Source organism: Kitasatospora sp. NPDC001132, assembly GCF_053598415.1.
Genome location: NZ_JBSFKF010000029.1, coordinates 38,673 through 54,829 on the forward strand (window position 1 = coordinate 38,673; position 16,157 = coordinate 54,829).

General features: G+C 74.6%; 13 protein-coding genes. 9 read left to right on the plus strand and 4 right to left on the minus strand.

From position 1 onward, the window contains the following. Nucleotides 1–70: 70 nt before the first annotated feature. A complete protein-coding gene (locus ACWDBE_RS29855; RefSeq protein ID WP_449791074.1) occupies nt 71–1,090 on the minus strand; it encodes a TAXI family TRAP transporter solute-binding subunit in 1,020 nt (339 codons plus the stop codon). A gap of 95 nt (nt 1,091–1,185) precedes the next feature. Here ACWDBE_RS29855 and miaB point away from each other — a divergent pair, with 95 nt between their 5' ends. Together miaB and ACWDBE_RS29865 are read left to right on the plus strand one after the other, a co-directional pair. Beyond that, the gene (miaB, locus tag ACWDBE_RS29860) at nt 1,186–2,724 is read left to right on the plus strand and encodes a tRNA (N6-isopentenyl adenosine(37)-C2)-methylthiotransferase MiaB (protein ID WP_449791075.1); all 1,539 of its coding nucleotides are present in this window, start codon (nt 1,186–1,188) and stop codon (nt 2,722–2,724) included. An 80-nt stretch (nt 2,725–2,804) separates the two neighbouring features. After that, complete coding sequence (locus ACWDBE_RS29865; protein ID WP_449809569.1) at nt 2,805–3,503, plus strand: class III extradiol dioxygenase subunit B-like domain-containing protein; 699 nt, start codon at nt 2,805–2,807, stop codon at nt 3,501–3,503. A gap of 68 nt (nt 3,504–3,571) precedes the next feature. Here ACWDBE_RS29865 and ACWDBE_RS29870 read toward each other — a convergent pair whose 3' ends face one another. Beyond that, nucleotides 3,572–3,817, minus strand: a complete 246-nt coding sequence (locus ACWDBE_RS29870) for an antitoxin (RefSeq protein WP_449791077.1) — start codon at nt 3,815–3,817, stop codon at nt 3,572–3,574. A gap of 179 nt (nt 3,818–3,996) precedes the next feature. Here ACWDBE_RS29870 and miaA point away from each other — a divergent pair, with 179 nt between their 5' ends. The 5 genes from miaA to hflX all read left to right on the plus strand — a co-directional run bounded on the left by miaA (nt 3,997) and on the right by hflX (nt 10,861). After that, nucleotides 3,997–4,941 (plus strand): tRNA (adenosine(37)-N6)-dimethylallyltransferase MiaA, encoded by a 945-nt coding sequence (gene miaA, locus ACWDBE_RS29875; protein WP_449791078.1) that lies wholly within the window; start codon nt 3,997–3,999, stop codon nt 4,939–4,941. A gap of 228 nt (nt 4,942–5,169) precedes the next feature. Continuing rightward, entirely contained in the window at nt 5,170–5,682 is a 513-nt protein-coding gene (locus ACWDBE_RS29880) for a hypothetical protein (RefSeq protein ID WP_392883641.1), read from the plus strand. A 100-nt stretch (nt 5,683–5,782) separates the two neighbouring features. Further along, the gene (gene dapF / locus ACWDBE_RS29885) at nt 5,783–6,688 is read left to right on the plus strand and encodes a diaminopimelate epimerase (RefSeq protein WP_449791079.1); all 906 of its coding nucleotides are present in this window, start codon (nt 5,783–5,785) and stop codon (nt 6,686–6,688) included. A gap of 211 nt (nt 6,689–6,899) precedes the next feature. Further along, on the plus strand, nt 6,900–9,149 hold the full coding sequence (locus tag ACWDBE_RS29890) for a RelA/SpoT family protein (RefSeq protein WP_449791080.1): 2,250 nt from the start codon (nt 6,900–6,902) through the stop codon (nt 9,147–9,149). Between the two features lie 209 nt (nt 9,150–9,358). Then, nucleotides 9,359–10,861, plus strand: a complete 1,503-nt coding sequence (gene hflX, locus ACWDBE_RS29895; protein ID WP_449791081.1) for a GTPase HflX — start codon at nt 9,359–9,361, stop codon at nt 10,859–10,861. A gap of 72 nt (nt 10,862–10,933) precedes the next feature. On the opposite strand, the gene ACWDBE_RS29900 is transcribed toward hflX, so the two are convergent. Together ACWDBE_RS29900 and ACWDBE_RS29905 are read right to left on the minus strand one after the other, a co-directional pair. After that, a complete protein-coding gene (locus tag ACWDBE_RS29900; protein WP_449791082.1) occupies nt 10,934–12,052 on the minus strand; it encodes a trypsin-like serine peptidase in 1,119 nt (372 codons plus the stop codon). A gap of 79 nt (nt 12,053–12,131) precedes the next feature. Beyond that, nucleotides 12,132–13,328, minus strand: a complete 1,197-nt coding sequence (locus tag ACWDBE_RS29905; RefSeq protein ID WP_449791083.1) for a trypsin-like serine peptidase — start codon at nt 13,326–13,328, stop codon at nt 12,132–12,134. Nucleotides 13,329–13,747: 419 nt separating this feature from the next. Between ACWDBE_RS29905 and ACWDBE_RS29910 the strand changes: the two genes are divergently transcribed. Both ACWDBE_RS29910 and ACWDBE_RS29915 read left to right on the plus strand, forming a co-directional pair. Then, a complete protein-coding gene (locus ACWDBE_RS29910) occupies nt 13,748–15,565 on the plus strand; it encodes an IucA/IucC family protein (RefSeq protein ID WP_449791084.1) in 1,818 nt (605 codons plus the stop codon). Beyond that, nucleotides 15,457–16,149 carry a GNAT family N-acetyltransferase gene (locus tag ACWDBE_RS29915; RefSeq protein ID WP_449791115.1) on the plus strand — a complete coding sequence of 231 codons (693 nt, stop codon included), beginning with the start codon at nt 15,457–15,459 and terminating at the stop codon, nt 16,147–16,149. Before ACWDBE_RS29910 ends, ACWDBE_RS29915 begins: the two co-directional genes overlap by 109 nt. The last annotated feature ends 8 nt before the right edge of the window (nt 16,150–16,157 follow it).

The following is a 16,157-nucleotide window of genomic DNA, read 5'->3' on the forward strand; positions in this document are numbered from 1 at the left end:
CGCGGCCGGAGAGTTGGGCTCGGGAGCCGCCGCGGCCGGGGAGGTGCGGGCCGGAGCCGTGTGGGCGGCCCTACGGCTTCACCGAGCGGTAGTAGCGCGCCGCGCCGGTGTGCAGCGGCAGGGGGTCGGTGTAGACGGCGGTGCGCAGGTCGACCAGCTGGGCGGCGTGCACCTGGGCGCCGATCTGGTCCCGGCTGTCGATCACCGCGCGGGTCACGCCCTCGACCAGGCCCGGGTCCGCGTCGTCCCGGGTGATCAGCAGGTTGGGCACGGCCACCGTGGCGACGGCGTCCTTGGGCTCGGCGTTCGGGTAGGTGCCCTTGGGCATGGTGGCCGCCCGGTAGGCGTCGGTGCCGCCGCCCTCGGCGTTGTGCAGGGCCTCGGAGAGGTCGCTCAGCGGCACGAGCCGGATCGGGAAGTGGTCGGAGAGGTCGGTGAGCGCGCTGGTGGGCAGGCCGCCGGACCAGAAGAAGGCGTCCAGCCTGCCCGCGCGCAGGTCGTCGGCGGCCTCGCCGATCCCCTTCGGCACCGGGACGATGTCGTGGTCCGGATCCAGTCCCGCGGTGGCCAGCAGCCGCTTGGTCACCAGGTTCACCCCGGACTGCGGCAGGCCGACGCCGACCCGCAGGCCCTTGAGGTCGGCGGTGCGGCGCACCGGCGAGGAGGCCGGGACGATCAGCTGCAGGTAGTCGTCGTACAGCCGGGCGATCGCCCGCAGCTTCTCCTTGCCGGGGCGCTGGTAGTCGGCGACCGCGTCGGCGGTGGCTATCGCGAAGGTGTCCCGGCCGTCGATCACCCGGGTGAGGTTGTCCACCGAGCCCTCGGAGTTGTCCAGCGCCAGCCGTACGCCCGGCATCGCCCGGGAGACGTGCGCCTGGAGCAGTTGTCCGTACCGGTCGTAGACGCCGCGCTGCACCCCGGTGGCGAAGCGGACCTCGCCGCGCGGGTACCCGGGCGAGCGGCCCGCCGACAGCCACCAGCCGCCGAACCCGGCCACCAGCAGTACCAGCACCAGCACCGTCCGCCACAACGGGCTGCGGGCCGCGGCGCGGACGGCGGCGCCGAGACGGGACGGGGTGGTGTGGGCCATGCAGGGATACTGCCAGGCGCTCCGGCCGAACGGGAGTGGAACGGGGGGTGGAAGCTCCGGGAAAAGCGCTTCGCCGCTGCCCGTACCCTGGTCTGGTGAGCGGTGAGAGCGGATTGAAGAGCTACAAGGTCGTCACGCACGGCTGTCAGATGAACGTCCACGACTCCGAGCGGCTGTCCGGCCTGCTGGAGGACGCGGGCTACGTCAAGGCCGGGCCCGAGGGCGACCCGGACCTGGTGGTGTTCAACACCTGCGCGGTGCGCGAGAACGCCGACAACAAGCTGTACGGCAACCTCGGCCAGCTCGCGCCGGTCAAGACCCGCCACAAGGGCATGCAGATCGCCGTCGGCGGCTGCCTGGCGCAGAAGGACCGCGAGACCATCGTCAAGCGCGCCCCCTGGGTCGACGTGGTCTTCGGCACCCACAACATCGGCCACCTGCCGGCGCTGCTGGAGCGGGCCGCGGTCGAGCGCAGGGCCCAGGTCGAGATCCTGGAGTCGTTGGAGACCTTCCCCTCCACGCTGCCGACCCGCCGCGAGTCCGCGTACGCCGCCTGGGTCGCCATCTCGGTCGGCTGCAACAACACCTGCACCTTCTGCATCGTCCCCGCGCTGCGCGGCAAGGAGGAGGACCGCCGCCCCGGCGACGTCCTCGCCGAGATCGAGGCGCTGGTGGACGAGGGCGTCATCGAGGTGACCCTGCTCGGCCAGAACGTCAACGCGTACGGCTCCGACCTGGGCGACCGCGAGGCCTTCTCCAAGCTGCTGCGCGCCGCCGGCCAGATCGAGGGCCTGGAGCGGATCCGCTTCACCTCGCCGCACCCGCGCGACTTCACCGACGACGTGATCGCCGCGATGGCCGAGACCCCGAACGTGATGCACCAGCTGCACATGCCGCTGCAGTCGGGATCGGACCGCGTCCTCAAGGCGATGCGCCGCTCCTACCGGCAGGAGCGCTTCCTCGGGATCATCCGCAAGGTCCGCGAGGCGATGCCGGACGCGGCGATCTCCACCGACATCATCGTGGGCTTCCCCGGCGAGACCGAGGAGGACTTCGAGGAGACGATGCACGTCGTCCGCGAGGCCCGCTTCACCAACGCCTTCACCTTCCAGTACTCCAAGCGCCCCGGCACCCCCGCCGCGGAGATGGAGGACCAGGTGCCGAAGGAGGTCGTGCAGGCCCGCTACGACCGGCTGATCGCCCTCCAGGAGGAGATCTCCTGGGAGGAGAACAAGAAGCAGGTCGGACGCACCCTGGAGATCCTGGTCGCCGAGGGCGAGGGCAAGAAGGACGACCAGACCCGGCGGCTCTCCGGGCGCGCGCCCGACAACCGGCTGGTGCACTTCAACCCGAGTCTTCGAGGGTCGAACGACGAGCACAGCACGAACCCGGAGGAGCCGCTGCGCCCCGGCGACATGGTGACCGTCGAGATCACCTACGCCGCCCCGCACCACCTGCTCGCCGAGGGCCCGGCACTCGCGGTGCGCCGCACCCGGGCCGGCGACGCCTGGGAGAAGCGCCAGACCGCGGCCGCCGCCAAGCCGGCCGGCGTGATGCTGGGCCTGCCGAAGGTCGGCGCCCCGGCCGAGCTGCCGCTCGCCGCGCCGGCGGGCGGGGCCTGCTGCGGCGACTGACGCCACGGTCCGTACGGCGGCCCGGCCGGAGCTCCCCAGCTCCGGCCGGGCCGTTCGGCTTCCCGGCTAGAGTGATCCGCATGCTGGTAGCCGCCGCCGTGTGCCCCTGTCCGCCGCTGCTCGTCCCCGAGGTCGCCGCCGGGGCCGCGCCCGAGCTGGACGGCCTGCGCGCGGCCTGCGACGAGGCGCTGGCCGCGCTGGTCGAGGCCGCCCCGCAGCTGGTCGTGGTGGTCGGCACCGGGCCGGCGGCCGAGGTGTGGACCGAGGGCGGGGCCGGTTCCTTCCACCGCTACGGCGTGCCGCTGGTCGCCAAGCTGCCCGGCGAGCGGGTCGAGGGGCCGGAGCTGGCGCCCTCGCTGACCGTCGGCGCCTGGCTGCTGGAGCGCGCCGGGGTGAGCCTGCCGACGCACGCCTGCGCGGTGCCCGCGGACGCCCCCGCGGACCGGATGCTCGGCCTCGGCCAGGGCCTGGCCGGCCTCGCGGACCGGGTCGCCCTGCTGGTGCTCGGCGACGGCAGCGCCTGCCGTTCGGTGAAGGCGCCCGGCTACCTGGACGAGCGGGCCGAGGACTTCGACACCGCCCTGGCCGCCGCCCTGGGCACGGCCGACCTGCCCGCCCTGGCCGCCCTGGACCCCGGCCTGGCCGCCGAACTCAAGGCCGACGGCCGGGCGCCCTGGCAGGTGCTGGCCGGCGCCGCGGAGGGCGCCGGCCTCACCGGGCGGCTGGGCTACCAGGACGCGCCGTACGGGGTCGGGTACTTCGTGGCGTCCTGGTCCTAGCCGACCCGGACGGGGGCAGGCCGCGAGGCGGGAACGGCCGGGTCGGGACTGCCGGTCAGGACGGCCGGTCAGGACTGCGGGGGCTGCTCCGCGCCGCCCGGCTTCGGCTTGTGGGCGAAGTCGCCGACCGCGCCCTTGGCCTTGTCCGCGCCGTGCTCGATCTTGTCGCTGTACTTGCCCTTGGTCGCCTTGTCGATCGCGCCGCCGGCCTTGTCCACGGCCTTCTCGATCTGGTCGCTGTGCTTGCCCGCGAACTCGCTGGCCTTGTCCTTGAGCTCCTCGGCCTTGCCCTTGAGGTTGTCCATCAGGCCCATGGCGATCTCCTTCGTCCGCTGTTTCCCGGACAACGTCCGGGCCCGGCAAAGCGTTCGCAAAACCGGCTCAACCGGGGAAACGGCCGGAAAAGGTCCGGGAAACAGTCATATCGTCGCGCAGCCGCAGGCGGGTGGCAGCCCGGTCTCCGGTCACCCGGCGGTTTTGGGAGACTGGAGCGGTGAGCAGCTCCAGCACCCCGCATGTCGTCTCGGTTGTCGGCGCGACCGCCGCCGGCAAGTCCGACCTGGCCGTCGCCATCGCCCGCAGTCTCGACGGCGAGGTGATCAACACCGACTCGATGCAGCTGTACCGGGGCATGGACATCGGCACCGCCAAGCTCACCACGGCCGAGCGCGGGGGAGTGCCGCACCACCTGCTGGACATCTGGGACGTCACCGAGGCCGCCAGCGTCGCCGAGTACCAGCGGCTGGCCCGGGCCGAGATCGACCGGCTGCTCGCCGCCGGCCGCACGCCCGTCCTGGTCGGCGGCTCCGGGCTGTACGTCCGGGCGGCGATCGACGAGATGGAGTTCCCGGGCACCGACCCGGCGGTGCGGGCCCGACTGGAGGCCGAGCTGGAGCAGTCCGGCCCGTACGAGCTGCACCGGCGGCTCGCCGAGCTGGACCCGGCGGCCGCCGAGGCGATCCTCACCGGCAACGGCCGGCGGATCGTCCGGGCCCTGGAGGTCATCGAGATCACCGGGCAGCCGTTCACCGCCAACCTGCCGAGCAACACCGCCGTCTACCAGGCGGTGCAGATCGGCGTCGCCGTGCCGCGCCCCGAGCTGGACGAGCGGATCGCCCTGCGGGTCGACCGGATGTGGGAGGCCGGGCTGCTGGACGAGGTGCGGGAGCTGGAGAAGGCCGGGCTGCGGGAGGGGCGGACCGCCTCCCGGGCGCTCGGCTACCAGCAGGTGCTGGACCACTTCGCCGGCGAGTGCACCGAGGACGAGGCCCGGGCCGAGACCGTCCGGGCCACCAAGCGCTTCGCCCGCCGTCAGGAGTCCTGGTTCCGCCGCGACGACCGGATCAACTGGCTCTCCCGACCGGCCGGCACCGACCCCGTCGAGCTGCTGGAACGGTCCCTCGAACTGATCGGCCGTCAGGGAGTTCCGGCCGCGTAGGAAGGGTTTCCGGCCAATCCGGCGGTGCACCTGCGCGCGCAGGGGACCGTGCAGGACGAACCGGCGGTCACGGCCCGATCACGTGATGGCCACGGATCACCCGTCGACCCCGGTCAGGCCGGGAACGCCCCTCTGGACATGCCATCATCGATGCCGTAGGGGTCGTCCGAACGGGCCGACCGTGCCCGGCCGCGAGTCCGCTCGTGTCGAACTGTCAGGGGAGGCCGTGTGTCGACGGGTACCGGCCCCGATTCCGGCCAGAGCGGAAGCGTCACCGCACCGGCCGAGGAGTTCGACGAGTCGACGATGGGCGACCTCCCCGTGCTGACCGGCCTGGAGGCGCCGACCTCCTACGCGGCCGCGGTGCCCGCCCTGGACACCCGCACCCCGCCCGGCGGCGCGGTGCACGAGCGGGAGATCCGCCCGCTGCGCCGGCTGCGCTGGTGGCAGACCCTGCCGATCGCCCTGCTGGGCACCCTCGGCTCGCTGATGTTCGCCTTCCCGCTCGCCTTCGGCTCGGCCGGGGCGCGCGCCACCATGGTCGGGATGCTCGGGCTGCTGCTCACCGCCGCCTCGATGGGCTGGGGCGCGATGGCCGCCCGGCACGCCGGCTACAAGTGGCCGGGGCTGCCGCGCCGGGGCTCCGGGCAGCGGGCCGGCTGGAAGGCCATCGTGGTCTACACCCTGATCGCGGTGGCCGCCTGCGCGCTCGCGGTCTGGCGGGTCGCGTACCTGCGCTGAGCGCCCACCGGCGGCGCCGGTCCGGGTGCGCCCGGGGTGGCGCCGGTCCGGGAGCGCCCGGGGGCGAGCGGGTGGTTCGCCGCTCAGTACCATCGGAGGGGTGAGCGCATCCTCTCCCCAGCAGGTCGGCATCCCCTTCTTCAAGGGGCACGGCACCCAGAACGACTTCGTCATCGTCCCGGACCCGGACGGCGCGCTGGAGATCGGTCCCGAGACCGTCGCCGCGCTGTGCGACCGGCGGGCCGGCGTCGGCGGGGACGGGCTGCTGCGCGTGGTGCGCGCCGCCGCCGACCCGGCGGCCGCGGGGATGGCCGACCGGGCCGAGTGGTTCATGGACTACCGCAATTCGGACGGCAGCACCGCCGAGATGTGCGGCAACGGCCTGCGGGTCTTCGCCCGCTTCCTGGTCGAGGCCGGCCTGGCCGAGCCGGGCGAGCTGGCCGTCGCCACCCGCTCCGGGGTGCTCACCGCGAAGGTCGCCGGGGTCGCCGAGGACGGCACGCCCGGCGACGTCACCATCGACATGGGCCGGGCCCGGCTGCCCGGCCCCGACGGCATCGAGGTCGCGGTCGGCGAGCGGCGCTGGCCGGCCGTGAACGTCAACATGGGCAACCCCCACGCGGTGGCCTTCGTGGAGAGCCTGGACCACGCCGGCGACCTGTTCGACGCGCCGCTCACCAGCCCCGCCGACGCCTACCCGGAGGGCGTCAACGTCGAGTTCGTGGTGGACCGCGGGCCGCGGCACGTCGCGATGCGGGTGCACGAGCGCGGCTCGGGCGAGACCCGCTCCTGCGGCACCGGCGCCTGCGCGGTGGCGGTGGCCGCCATCCGCCGGGACGGCGCCGACCCGGCCGTCACCGGCGAGGCGGTCTCGTACACCGTGGACGTGCTGGGCGGCCGACTGGTCATCACCGAGCACCCGGACGGCCGGGTGGAGATGGCCGGGCCGGCGGTGATCGTGGCCGAGGGGCGCCTGGACGGGCGCTGGTGGGAGTCGGTGCGCTGAGGTCTGCCGGGCCCGAGGCCCGGTTTGCCCAATTCGTGCGGTGACGAATCCCCCCGATCGGGTGATACCGGTCGCGGACGGGAATCAGGGCGTCGCGGAACGTGCTCTGCTCGGTAGCATGGACCACCGGGTCGATCACCCCATGGGGAGGGGTGTCAAGATCACCCCCCTCGCGCGGGGCGGCGCCCGGCGACCGTTGCCGGAGGTGCCGATGACCATCGAAGCAGCCGGGCAGCCCCTGACGGGGCAGCCGACGACCGTACGGCCGGCCGGGGCCAGGAGGCCCCTCGGAGAGCTCGGCCTGGCCGCCCTCGGCCGGGCCGGGCGGGCGGCACTGCTCGCCACCGGCCGGCCGCCCGTGCCGGACGCCCTGGAGCCGCTCGTCCGGGTGCACCGTCGGCACCATCCGCAGGCCGACCTCGGCCTGCTCGCCCGGGCGTACCGGCTCGCCGAGGCCAGCCACCGCGGCCAGAAGCGCAAGAGCGGCGAGCCGTACATCACCCACCCGCTGGCCGTCACCATGATCCTGGCCCAACTCGGCGCCGGGACGACGACCTTGGTCGCCTCGCTGCTCCACGACACGGTCGAGGACACTGAGTTGACGCTGGACCAGGTCGGCGCCGGGTTCGGGCCCGAAGTCGCCTACCTGGTCGACGGGGTGACGAAGCTGGAGAAGGTCGACTTCGGCGCCGCCGCCGAGGCCGAGACCTTCCGCAAGATGCTGGTCGCCACCGGGGACGACGTCCGGGTGATGGTGATCAAGCTGGCCGACCGGCTGCACAACATGCGCACCATCCGGCACATGAAGCCGGCCAGCCAGGTGCGGATCGCCAAGGTCACCCGGGACGTGCTGATCCCGCTGGCCGAGCGGCTCGGCATCCAGGTGCTCAAGGCGGAGCTGGAGGACATCGTCTTCGCCACCCTGCACCCCGAGGAGCACGCCCGCACCCGCGCCCTGATGGCCGGTCACGAGTCCGAGCCGGACACCCTGCTGGAGCCCTTCGCCCGCCGGCTGGCCCGCCAGCTGGCCGAGGCCGGGGTGTCCGCCGAGGTGACCGTACGGCCCCGGCACTGCGTCTCGCTGCACCGGGTGCTGCTCCGGCGGGCCGCCGTGCCCGGCCCGGACGGCCGGCCGCAGGGGCCGCGTCCGGCCGACTTCGGGCGGCTGCTGGTGGTGGTCGAGGAGAACGCCGACTGCTACGCGGTGCTCGGCGAGCTGCACACCTGCTGGACGCCGCTGCCCGGGGAGTTCAAGGACTTCGTGGCCGCGCCCAAGTTCAACCTCTACCAGTCGCTGCACACCGCCGTGGCGCTCAGCGGCGGCGCGGTGGTCGAGGTGCTGGTCCGCACCCGGCGGATGCACGAGGTGGCCGAGACCGGGGTGGTCGCGCTCGGGGACCCGTCCCCGGCCGGCGCCGTGCAGGACGCCGACGAGCTGGACCGCACCGACCCGGCCCGCCCGGGCTGGCTCAGCCGGCTGCTGGAGTGGCAGCAGGAGACGCCCGACCCGGACGCCTTCTGGTCCACGCTCACCGCCGACCTGGCCGGCGACCGCGAGATCACCGTGGTGACGGAGGGCGGCGAAACGCTTCAGCTGAGGGCGGGCGCCACCTGCGTGGACGCGGCCTACCTGCTCGGCGAGGAGACCGGTCACCGGTGCATCGGCGCGCGGGTCAACGGGCGGCTCACCGCGCTCTCCACCGTGCTGGAGGACGGCGACCAGATCGCGGTGCTCACCGAGACCCTCCCGGCCGGCGGCGGGCAGCCCTCCGGCCCCGCCCCCGAGTGGCTGGCGCACGCCCGCACCCCGGCCGCCCGGCTGGCCATCGAGCGCTGGCTGGCCGGCCACCCGGCCCGGCAGCCGGTGGTCCGCACCGGCCCGGCCGGCGGCCAGCCCGCCCCGCCCGGGCGCCCCGCCACCCGGCGGCCGGGCGCCCCGGTCGCGGTGGCCGGCCGGCCCGGGGCTTCGGTCCGGCTGGCCCGCTGCTGCACCCCGGTGCCGCCGGACGAGGTGGCCGGCTACCCGATCCGCGGCGGAGCGGCGGTCGCGGTGCACCGCACCGGCTGTCCGGCGGGGGAGCGGATGCGCGCGGACGGGCGGGCCGAGCTGGAGGTCCGCTGGTGCCCGGAGGGCGCGCCGGCGGCCGGACACCGGGCGACCCTGCGGGCCGAGGCGCTGAACCGGCCCCGGCTGCTCGCCGACCTCACCGCGGCGATCTCCGGCGCGGGCGTCGGCATCGTCTCGGCCGAGGTCGAGCCGCCGCAGGAGTCCAGGGTCCGGCACACCTACACCGTCGAACTGCCCGAGCCGGCCGCGCTGCCGGGGCTGATGCGGGCGATGCTCAAGGTGTCCGGGGTGTACGACGTGAGCCGTCCGCACGCCCCGGAGGGCGCCCGGGAACCGGGGGAGAGGCCTCCGGGGCGCGCCCCCGGCCCGGTGGCGCGGGGGAAATGGGGATGACCGGCCCGCGTCGGGCGTGCGACCATCATGGGGAATTCACGGCCGGTCCACGGCGTTCTCCGGGCACAGGAGCCCGGGTTCGCGTCCGCGGACCTGAGGGGTAGCTCACCCCGCCCGGACGGTAGCCGGGGCGGCAGCTGGGCAGACTCCGTACGGGACCGCCACCGCGGTCCCCGAAGGCCACCCGTACCAGCGAGCCAAAGGACAGAATGACCTCCACGTTCGACACCCGCGACCACGCCGACGCTCCGCGCCGCCTCGACGGTCTGCGGGCGGAAGCCCTCATGGACGAGGACCTCGCGGCCATCGACGAGGACCTCGGCCACCACTACGACGGCGACCAGTACGACCGCAGCGAGCGAGCGGCCCTGCGCCGGGTCGTCGGCCTCTCCACCGAACTCGAAGACGTCACCGAGGTCGAGTACCGCCAGCTCCGCCTGGAGCGCGTGGTGCTCGTCGGCGTCTGGACGGACGGCACCCTGGAGGAGGCGGAGAACTCGATGGCCGAGCTCGCCGCGCTCGCCGAGACGGCCGGCTCCCAGGTGCTGGACGGCGTCATCCAGCGCCGTGACAAGCCCGACGCGGCCACCTACATCGGCTCCGGCAAGGCGAAGGAGCTGCGGGACATCGTCGCCGCCAGCGGCGCCGACACCGTGGTCTGCGACGGTGAGCTCACCCCCGGGCAGCTGATCCACCTGGAGGACGTGGTCAAGGTCAAGGTCGTCGACCGGACGGCCCTGATCCTGGACATCTTCGCCCAGCACGCCAAGTCCCGGGAGGGCAAGGCGCAGGTCTCGCTCGCGCAGATGCAGTACATGCTGCCGCGGCTGCGAGGCTGGGGTCAGTCGCTGTCCCGGCAGATGGGTGGCGGTGGCTCCGGCACCTCGGGCGGCGGTATGGCCACCCGTGGTCCCGGTGAGACCAAGATCGAGACCGACCGGCGCCGGATCCGCGAGAAGATGGCGAAGCTCCGCAAGGAGATCGCCGACATGAAGAAGGGCCGCGACACCAAGCGCCAGGAGCGCAAGCGCCACCAGGTGCCGTCCGTGGCCATCGCCGGGTACACCAACGCCGGCAAGTCCTCCCTGCTCAACCGGCTCACCGGCGCGGGCGTGCTGGTGGAGAACGCGCTGTTCGCCACCCTGGACCCGACCGTGCGCCGGGCCGAGACCCCGAGCGGGCGGCTCTACACCCTGGCCGACACCGTCGGCTTCGTCCGGCACCTGCCGCACCACCTGGTCGAGGCCTTCCGCTCGACCATGGAGGAGGTCGCCGACGCGGACCTCGTCCTGCACGTGGTGGACGGCTCGCACCCCGAGCCGGAGACGCAGCTGGCCGCCGTCCGCGAGGTCATCGTCTCGGTCGACGCGCAGAACGTGCCGGAGATCGTGGTGATCAACAAGGCGGACGCCGCCGATCCGCACGTGCTCCAGCGGCTGCTGCGCCGCGAGCCGCACGCCATCGTGGTGTCGGCCCGCAGCGGCGCGGGCATCGATGAGCTGCTGCAGCTGATCGACGACGAGCTGCCGCGTCCGGCGGTCGAGGTGCGGGCCCTGGTGCCCTACACCCAGGGCGCGCTGGTCTCCCGGGTGCACGCCGAGGGGGAGCTGCTCTCCACCGAGCACACCGGCGAGGGCACCCTGCTGCACGCCAAGGTGCCGGCCGAGCTGGCCGCCGAGCTGGAGTACTTCGCGGTGGCCCTGCAGGGCTGACGCCGGAGCGTACGCGGGGCCCCGGGACGGTGTTCGTCCCGGGGACCCGCGCGTGCCCGGGCCGGCCGGGTCTCACCTGACGTTCTTGGCGAAGTAGTCGAAGGCCTGCTTCGCCTGGTCCTGCAGGGAGGGGCCGGCCTGGTAGCCGGCCGGGTTGCGGTCGCCGACCGCGCCGACGCTGATCAGGTTGGGCTTGCCGTCCCTGGTGACGAACCAGCCGCCGCCGGCGGCGCCGGCCGTCATGGTGCAGCCGATCACGTACATCGGCGGCCGGGTCCGGTCGAAGGACAGCCGCCCGGGCGCGACCGGGGAGTCGCAGTGCGCGAGCTCCAGCCCGTCGAACGGCCGCTCGGCCGGATAGCCGTAGGCGGCGGCCGCGGTGATCTGCTCGCGCGGGGCGTTGAACCAGATCGGCACCGCCCCGCCGACCGCCTCTTCCAGGGACCTGCCGGAGCCGTCCTCGCCGCTCACCCGCAGGACGCCGTAGTCGTACTGGTCGCGGGCGCCGACGCCGCCCTCCTGGAGCCAGGTCGGCGAGACCAGCGCGCGCACCGCCGTCCACCGGCCGTACGGGGCGGCCCGCTGGTCGGGGTTCGGCTTGCCGTGGACCAGCAGGCCGTCCCGGTTGTAGCCCGGCACGAAGACCAGGTTCCGCAGCCAGCCGCCGCCCTTGCCGTCGTGCAGGCAGTGCGCGGCGGTGTACACGAGGTTGCTGCGGCCGGGGTTGACCGGGTCGGAGACCACGGTGGCGGAACAGGTCGCGTCACCCTGCGGCGTGGTCATGAAGAGCCGGCCGACCACCGAGCCGGCCGGGCCGTACGGGTGCGGCTGCGGCGCGGCCGGGACGGCGGCGGGCGGGGCGTCCCGCTCGACGCCGGGCGCGGCGGGGGCGGTCAGGGAGTACTCCGGGGTGGGCCGGGGCCTGGCGGCGTCCATCCGGGCCGCCGTCCAGGGGCGGGGCGCCGGGTCGTCGGCGAAGGCGCTGTCCGCGACGTAGCGGGCCCAGTCCTCCACCTTCCAGCCGCTCAGGTCGCCGGTGCTGGTGGGCGCGGACCTCGGCAGGGCGAGCGGCGCGGTGGGGGGCCGGGCGGGGCCCTCCGGGCCGCACCCGGCCGCGCCCAGCGCGAGCGCGGCGAGCAGCGCGGCGCCGGCCGTCGCGGCCCGGCGCCCGCGGCTGGTGGTTCTCGGCATGCTGGCTCGCCCCCCGTGCTGTGCTGGTGGTTCCGTCACCGCCCCCGGTGGCGGCCGCTGCCGCGTCCCGGGTGGCCGGTCACTTCTTGGAGATCCAGTCCAGCGCCTGCCGGGCGACCGCCTCCAGGTACGGGCCGCTCAGCGAGGTGTGCTCCTGGGTGCCGATCGAGGTGTTGCTGACCAGGGCGGTCCTGCCGTCCGGCATGGTGGCGAACCAGCCGCCGCCGCTGGCGCCCTGGGTCATGTTGCAGCCGATGGTCAGCATGGTCGGGCGCTTGGCGTCGAAGGAGAGCCGGGTGGGCTTGCCGCCTTCGCACCTGTACAGCTCCTGGCCGTCGAACGGCTTCATCAGCGGGTAGCCGACGGCCGCGACCTTGAGCTGGTCGCGCGGGGCGTCGAACCAGACCGGGACGGCCGAACCGACCGTCTCCTCCAGGGACTTGCCGGTGTCGTTCTGGTTGCGCACGCGCATGACCGCGAAGTCGTACTGGTTGGCGGCGTCGCCGCTGCCGCCGCCCTCGACCATCCACTGCGGCGAGGTGGTGACCTGGTCGGCCCACCAGGTGCCGAGCGGGGCCAGCTCGGACAGCGGGGCGCGCTTGCCGCCGCTGGAGGCACCCGAGTTGTTGTAGGCGGGCACGAAGACCAGGTCCTTGTAGAAGTTCCCGCCCTTGCCCTCGTGCACGCAGTGGCCGGCCGTCCAGACCAGGTTGCTCTTGCCCGGGTGCTGCGGGTCGGCGATCACCGTCGCCGAGCAGTTGCCGCGGCCGCCCTGGGCGGAGAAGAACACCTTGCCGGAGGGCTGCTTCGTGTACGGGCGGGGCATCGCCACGGCCTTGACCAGCGCGGGCTCGGGGTCGGTCACGCCGTCGTCGGTGGCCGGCGCGGGCGTGGCCGGGGCGGGCTTGGCGGCGGGCGGCGCCGGGTCGGCGGGCTTGGAGTCGCCCATCTTGTCCGGGTCCCAGAAGTCCTTCACCACCGGGTTGTTGAAGACGTGCTTGGACGCCCACTTGTCCCAGTCCTCGTACTTCCACTTCTTCAGGTCGTCCCAGCTCCTGGGCAGTCCCTCCAGCAGGCTGGTCGGGATCCCGGACGGGAGGGTGATCCCGCCGATCACCCCGCCCGAGCCCGCGGCCGGGGTCGTGGAGGAGGAGGGCGGTGCCGCGGCGGCGGTCCCGCCGCCGCCCGCCGGGCCGTCCGGCCCGCAGGCGGTCACGGCGAGCAGTGTGCCCGCGGCCAGGGCGGCGGCCAGGGCTGACCGGTGGATCGTGGGCATCTGTGCGCTTCCCCCTGTGCTCGTTCGATCGGTGCCGGGTGCCGGGCGGTGCCGGGCCCCCTGACGGTGCCGGGCCGGCGGCTTCGGACCGGAGCGGTACGGGCCCGGCCGGTTCGCGGTGCGGCGCTCCGCCGTCCTGGAGTCTTCCATCGCAGACGAGGACGGCGGTGCCCGCCCCCCGGGTTGCGGCGCGGGCCGGAGGTCACCGATCCGTGACCCGGGCTCGGCCGGCGCACCGGCCCAGCAGGGCGATCGGCCCCGGAGGTGGACAATCGCCGATTCTCACCCGGACGAGTGAGCCGTCCTTGTGATCACCCGTCATGGATAGGTAACCCTTACCTGACGCGACGGTGCGGGTGCCCGCCGATCCCCTCCACCACAGTGCGCGTCCGCACCCCCACGCGCCCCAAGGAGCAGCCTTGAGCACCGCCGCCCTCACCGGAGCCCCGCCCGTACCGCCGCCCGCTGTGGAGCGGGCGGACCCCGAGCACGACCTGCTGCTGCACCCCGACCCGGCCGTCGCCGCCGAACAGGCGGGACTGGAGGCCCTGCTGCGCTGCTGGACGCGCGAGACCGGAGCCCGGCCCGGACCGGACGGCAGGCTGCGGATCGGCGTCCTCGGCGGGGCCGCCCGGCTCACCGCCCCCGTTCGCTACTGGTCGCCCGGCGGCTGGCACCGCTTCGGGCCCGCCACCCTCGCGGTCGGGGAGGCCACCGCGGCGGGCGACGTCGCCGAAGCCCCGGTGGACGCCGTCACCACCGCCGCGCTGCTCGCCGCCGCGGCCGCCGAACGGCCCGACCCCGGGCAGGTCGCCGACCTGGCCGCCAGGGTCGCCGACTCGGTCGTGCGCACCGCCGAGATCCTCGCCCACCGCCGCACCGCCGCCACCCCCGGCGGCCCCGAGCGCTCCCGCTTCCTCGCCGCCGAGCAGTCCCTGCTGCTCGGCCACCCGCTGCACCCCACGCCGAAGAGCCGCGACGGCCTCGGCCCCGCCCAGAGCGCCGCCTACTCGCCCGAACTGCACGGCTCCTTCCAACTGCACTGGTACGCCGTGGACCGCGAGCTGCTCGCGGCCGGCTCCGCCGTCGCCGAGAGCGCCGAACAGCTCACCGCCGGCCTCCTCGACGGCGGCACGGCGCTGCCGCCCGGCACCGCCGCCGTCCCGCTGCACCCCTGGCAGGCCCGCGAACTCGCCCACCGCCCGGCCGTCGCCGCACTGCTCGCCGACGGGCTGCTGCACGACCTCGGCCCGGCCGGCGAGCCCTGGTACCCCACCTCCTCGGTGCGCACCGTCTACCGGCCCGGTAGCCCGTGGATGCTCAAGCTCTCGCTCGGCCTGCGGATCACCAACTCCCGCCGGGAGAACCTGCGCAAGGAACTCCACCGCGGCCTGGAGATGCACCGGCTGCTGGAGAGCGGACTGGCCGCCGAGTGGCGGGCCGCCCACCCCGGCTTCGACATCGTCCGCGACCCGGCCTGGATCGGCGTCGACCACCCCGACCTCGGCGACCCGGGCGGCCTGGACACCGTGCTGCGCGCCCAGCCCTTCGCGCCCGCCGAGCGCGCGCTTTGCGTCGCCGGACTGGTCGCCGAACAGCCGCTGGGCACCGGCGACACCGTGCCCTCCCGGCTCGGCGACACCCTGCGGGCGCTCGCAGCCCGCTTCGCCCGCCCGCTGCCGACCGTCGCCGCCGAATGGTTCCTGCGCTACCTGGACGCGGTCGTGCTGCCCATCCTCTGGCTGGACGGCCGGGGCGGCATCGCCCTGGAGGCGCACCAGCAGAACAGCCTCGTGCTGCTGGACGCCGCGGGCTGGCCGCGCGGCGGCCGCTACCGCGACAACCAGGGCTACTACTACCGGGAGAGCGCCACCGCCAGGCTCGCCGCCCGGCTGCCCGGGCTCGGCACGGACAGCGACACCTTCCTGCCGGACGAGGTGATCGACCACCACTTCGCCTACTACCTCGGCATCAACCACGTGCTCGGCCTGATCGGCGCCTTCGGCTCCCAGCGGCTCGCCGACGAGACGGTGCTGCTGGCTGCGCTGCGCCGGTTCCTGGCCGGCCCGCGGGCCGCCGCCACCGGCTCGGCGCTGCCCGCGCTGCTGCTGGACGCGCCCACCCTGCCCTGCAAGGCCAACCTGCTCACCCGGATCAACGGCATGGACGAGCTGGTCGGCCCGGTCGCCAGCCAGTCCGTGTACGTGGACATCCCCAACCCGGTGGCGGGCGCCTGATGCTCTGCGACCCGCCCGGGTGGGGCTCCGTCCCCACCCCGGCCGGCGAGTTCCGGCTCGGCCCGGTCCGGCTGCCCGCCGACCTGGCACTGCTCGCCGGGTGGATGAACGACCCCGAGGTCGACGCCTTCTGGGAACTCGCCGGGCCGCCGGAGGTCACCGAACGGCACGTCCGGGCCCAGCTGGAGGGCGACGGCCGCAGCACCCCGTGCCTCGGCCTGCTCGACGGCGAGCCGCTGAGCTACTGGGAGGTCTACCGCGCCGACCTCGACCCGCTCGCCGCGCACTACCCGGCCCGGCCGCACGACACCGGCGTGCACCTGCTGCTCGGTCCCGCCGCCAGCCGTGGCCGCGGGCTCGGCGCCGTCCTCCTGGCCGCTTTTGCAGAATTGATTCTGCTCCGGAACCCGCGCTGCGAACGGGTGGTGGCCGAGCCGGACGTCCGCAACCGGCGGTCCGTCCGGGCCTTCGAACGAGCCGGATTCCGGGCCGTCGCCGAACTCGACCTGCCCGACAAGCGCGCCGCCCTGATGGTCCGCGACCGGGCCGACGGGCCCGTCGCGCAGGCCCAACTCCCCGCCTAGGACAACCC

Excerpts from the sequence above, each read along its gene's own strand:
- ACWDBE_RS29900 (WP_449791082.1), bottom strand. The coding sequence starts at position 12,052 with ATGCCGAGAACCACCAGCCGCGGGCGCCGGGCCGCGACGGCCGGCGCC.
- ACWDBE_RS29890 (WP_449791080.1), top strand. The coding sequence starts at position 6,900 with ATGACCATCGAAGCAGCCGGGCAGCCCCTGACGGGGCAGCCGACGACC.
- ACWDBE_RS29870 (WP_449791077.1), bottom strand. The coding sequence starts at position 3,817 with ATGGGCCTGATGGACAACCTCAAGGGCAAGGCCGAGGAGCTCAAGGAC.
- hflX (WP_449791081.1), top strand. The coding sequence starts at position 9,359 with ATGACCTCCACGTTCGACACCCGCGACCACGCCGACGCTCCGCGCCGC.
- ACWDBE_RS29865 (WP_449809569.1), top strand. The coding sequence starts at position 2,805 with ATGCTGGTAGCCGCCGCCGTGTGCCCCTGTCCGCCGCTGCTCGTCCCC.
- ACWDBE_RS29855 (WP_449791074.1), bottom strand. The coding sequence starts at position 1,090 with ATGGCCCACACCACCCCGTCCCGTCTCGGCGCCGCCGTCCGCGCCGCG.
- ACWDBE_RS29905 (WP_449791083.1), bottom strand. The coding sequence starts at position 13,328 with ATGCCCACGATCCACCGGTCAGCCCTGGCCGCCGCCCTGGCCGCGGGC.